The organism is Guyparkeria sp. SCN-R1 (assembly GCF_003932495.1).
GTDB lineage: Bacteria > Pseudomonadota > Gammaproteobacteria > Halothiobacillales > Halothiobacillaceae > Guyparkeria.
Window position 1 is genome coordinate 1 of the sequence record NZ_QZMT01000040.1, and the last position, 3,372, is coordinate 3,372.

General features: G+C 56.0%; 4 protein-coding genes. 3 read left to right on the forward strand and 1 reads right to left on the reverse strand.

What is annotated here, in order from left to right; all coding sequences use genetic code 11:
• Window positions 1-87: 87 nt before the first annotated feature.
• A complete protein-coding gene (cadR, locus tag D5687_RS11025; RefSeq protein ID WP_004364961.1) occupies window positions 88-495 on the reverse strand; it encodes a Cd(II)/Pb(II)-responsive transcriptional regulator in 408 nt (135 codons plus the stop codon).
• 95 nt (window positions 496-590) lie between these two features.
• Between cadR and D5687_RS11030 the strand changes: the two genes are divergently transcribed.
• From D5687_RS11030 to D5687_RS11040, 3 genes are read left to right on the forward strand one after another with little or no spacing between them, the layout of a single operon-like run.
• The gene (locus D5687_RS11030; protein ID WP_004574643.1) at window positions 591-1,487 is read left to right on the forward strand and encodes a cation transporter; all 897 of its coding nucleotides are present in this window, start codon (window positions 591-593) and stop codon (window positions 1,485-1,487) included.
• Between the two features lie 3 nt (window positions 1,488-1,490).
• Window positions 1,491-2,003, forward strand: a complete 513-nt coding sequence (gene lspA / locus D5687_RS11035) for a signal peptidase II (RefSeq protein ID WP_008740521.1) — start codon at window positions 1,491-1,493, stop codon at window positions 2,001-2,003.
• Window positions 2,004-2,024: 21 nt separating this feature from the next.
• Window positions 2,025-3,314, forward strand: coding sequence for an ISL3-like element ISPpu12 family transposase (locus tag D5687_RS11040; protein ID WP_004574636.1), 1,290 nt, complete (start codon window positions 2,025-2,027; stop codon window positions 3,312-3,314).
• Window positions 3,315-3,372 lie beyond the last annotated feature (58 nt).

Sequence of the window (3,372 nt, forward strand, 5' to 3'; positions counted from 1 at the left end):
GGGTAAGCGGATTAAATGGTTGATCTTACCTTTGCATGAGAGTGAGACAGACCGGCATCTCATCGGATTATCTGGTTGATGCTTCACCTACTGCTGGTGCATGTTTCCTTCGCTAATTCCAGCAAGAACCCCACACGCCTCAACTTCCCGGTCATCGTTGCAACTCGCTCTCAGTGAAACGAGTTGTTTCTCAAGCGCTTGCAGAGCGGTTATCTGCGACCGCACATGAGAGATGTGATCATCGAGCAAGGCGTTGACGGCGGTACAAGGCTGATGAGGGTCGTCCTGATAGCTCTGTAGTTCGTGAATCTCAGCCAGTGACAGGCCCAGGATTCTGCAGCGACGGATGAAGGCCAGCCCCTCACCATGCTTCTCGGTATAGACACGGTAACCGTTGTCCTGCCGATCAGGCGGCGGCAACAAGCCCTGCTGTTCATAGAAGCGGATCGTCTGTGTTTCGACCCCTACCAACTGCGCCAACTGACCAATGCGCATCAGCCTCCTCCCCAACGGATTCTTTACTCTATTGACCTTATAGTAGCTTTATAGTTTTAAATGGTACCACAACATTGTTCAAGTGGAGTCGTATCATGAGCAAATCCTGTGGTGGCGCCTGTGGCGGTGATGCAACGTCCGCAGCGGATACCGATATACAGGCCTCCTCCGAGGCGCCAGGGAGATGGGTCAGTGTTTATGCCGTGCCGAAGATGGACTGTCCATCAGAAGAACGAATGATTCGCCTAGCCCTGAACGGCTTTGAGGAGATTCGGGCGCTGTCCTTCGACTTGTCGAACCGCCGGCTGAAGGTCGTGCATGACGGCGAGGTCGAGCCCGTCACCTCGAAACTGAAGACCTTGGGGCTAGGCGCCTCGCTTCAGGAAACCGTCGCTGCAAATCCGGAGACCATCAAGGCCGCCGAGTTTTCGGCAGCTTCTGCTAAGCAAGAATCCGGGACCCTGCGCTGGTTGCTCGGCATCAATGCACTTCTGTTCGTGGTGGAAATGACTGCCGGTCTGATCGCCCAGTCCACCGGCCTGATTGGAGAATCCCTGGACAATTTTGCCGATGCGGCGGTGTACGGGCTTGCCCTTTATGCGGTTGGACATAGCGTGAAAATGCAGGTACGTGCCGCGCATCTTGCTGGTGTACTGCAACTGATCTTGGCTGTGGGCGTGCTCGTAGAGGTGGTGAGACGCTTTGTATTCGGTAGTGAGCCTGAATCGCTGGTGATGATGGCTATCGCATTCGTCGCATTGATTGCCAATACCAGTTGTCTGCTGCTCATATCCAAACATCGGGAAGGCGGGGCGCACATGAAGGCAAGCTGGATATTCTCGGCCAACGACGTGGTGATCAACCTGGGGGTCATCACCGCCGGCGCCCTGGTCGCGTGGACCGGTTCCAATTATCCGGATCTGATTATCGGCACCATCGCGGGGGGCATTGTACTTAACGGTGCCAGACGCATTTTGGCGTTGAAGGGTTAAATAATGCTCATTATTGGCAAAAAGCTCTCACCGTATGCCCTATTGTCCATATCGGGCCTGCTGGCAGCGTCTGATCAGGCTGTAAAGTGGCTGGTGCAGCAATCAATGGCCTATGGCGAGTATGTTTCGGTGACCCCGTTCTTTAACTGGGTGCACCTATGGAACACCGGTGCCGCATTCAGTCTTTTTGCGAATGGTGGAGGCTGGCAGCGCTACTTATTTATCGGAATCGCGGTAGTGGTCTCGATTTTTCTGATCAAGCTGATCCTTGAAAATCGTCATAAAGGAGAAGCCATCGCTTACAGTCTTATCCTCGGTGGCGCCATGGGCAACCTGATTGACCGGGTCTTTCGCGGCTATGTTGTGGATTCCTTTGATTTCTATTGGCGAGACTGGCATTGGCCGGCCTTCAACCTGGCTGATATTGCAATTGTCCTCGGTGCCTTACTTTTCGTTTCCAGCAGCTTGTTGGGTAAAAAAGCAAACACCAATGCCGAGCCGGATGGATCTGACTGACACCTACGCCTATACAACACCATGACCGAACTTCCCGACAACATCCTTCACCTGCCGCAATACCAAGTACTGGGCTGCAAATCAACCGACGACGAAATGCACTTCCAGGTGGACGTGCCCGATCCCATCGCCTGCGAGGAATGCGGCGTGCAGGGTGAGTTCGTACGGTTCGGCAAGCGTGACGTTCCCTATCGTGATCTGCCCATCCACGGCAAGCGGGTCACTCTCTGGGTGGTCCGCCGCCGATACACCTGCCGGGCCTGCAAGACAACATTCAGGCCCCAGCTACCGGAGATGGTGGACGGATTCCGTATGACACTGCGGCTGCATGAGTACGTGGAGAAGGAATCCTTCAACCACCCCTACACCTTTGTGGCGGCACAGACCGGCCTGGACGAGAAGACGGTGCGCGACATCTTCAACGCCCGCGCCGAGTTCCTGGGGCGCTGGCACCGCTTCGAGACGCCCCGCATCCTGGGCATTGACGAGCTATACCTGAACAAGCGCTACCGCTGCATTCTGACCAACATTGAGGAGCGAACCCTGCTCGACCTGCTGGCCACCCGCCGCCAGGACGTGGTGACCAACTACCTGATGAAGCTGAAAGACCGGCAGAAGGTCGAGATCGTCAGCATGGACATGTGGAACCCCTACCGGGCAGCGGTCAAGGCTGTGCTGCCCCAGGCCCGTATCGTGGTCGATAAGTTCCATGTGGTGCGCATGGCCAACGATGCCCTAGAGAGAGTGCGCAAGGGCCTCAGAAAGGAGCTGAAACCGTCCCAGAGCCGGACTCTCAAGGGAGACCGGAAAATCCTGCTGAAACGCGCTCACGAAGTCTCAGACCGGGAGCGCCTCATCATGGAGACCTGGACAGGCGCGTTCCCGCAACTGCTGGCCGCCTACGAGCACAAGGAGCGCTTCTACGGCATCTGGGACGCCACCACACGGCTCCAGGCAGAAGCCGCCCTGGACGAGTGGATAGCCACCATCCCGAAGGGCCAAAAGGAAGTCTGGAGCGATCTGGTCAGGGCAGTGGGAAACTGGCGCGAAGAGACCATGACCTACTTCGAGACGGACATGCCCGTCACCAACGCTTACACGGAGTCCATCAACCGACTGGCCAAGGACAAGAACCGTGAAGGGCGCGGTTACTCCTTCGAGGTGATGCGGGCACGAATGCTCTACACCACGAAGCACAAGAAGAAGGCACCGACTGCGAAGGTCTCTCCTTTCTACAAGAAAACCATCGGTTACGGACTGCCGGACTTCGCAGAGGAACTCAACTACGGAGTCGATCTATCAACCATCTGAGGGTGGTATCAGATTGATGGGGTGAAGGTGCCCCATCAACCATTAAATCCGTATACCC

Bases quoted from the DNA above. Each gene is read 5' to 3' on its own strand.
- cadR (WP_004364961.1), bottom strand. From the start codon at position 495: ATGCGCATTGGTCAGTTGGCGCAGTTGGTAGGGGTCGAAACACAGACG.
- D5687_RS11030 (WP_004574643.1), top strand. From the start codon at position 591: ATGAGCAAATCCTGTGGTGGCGCCTGTGGCGGTGATGCAACGTCCGCA.
- lspA (WP_008740521.1), top strand. From the start codon at position 1,491: ATGCTCATTATTGGCAAAAAGCTCTCACCGTATGCCCTATTGTCCATA.
- D5687_RS11040 (WP_004574636.1), top strand. From the start codon at position 2,025: ATGACCGAACTTCCCGACAACATCCTTCACCTGCCGCAATACCAAGTA.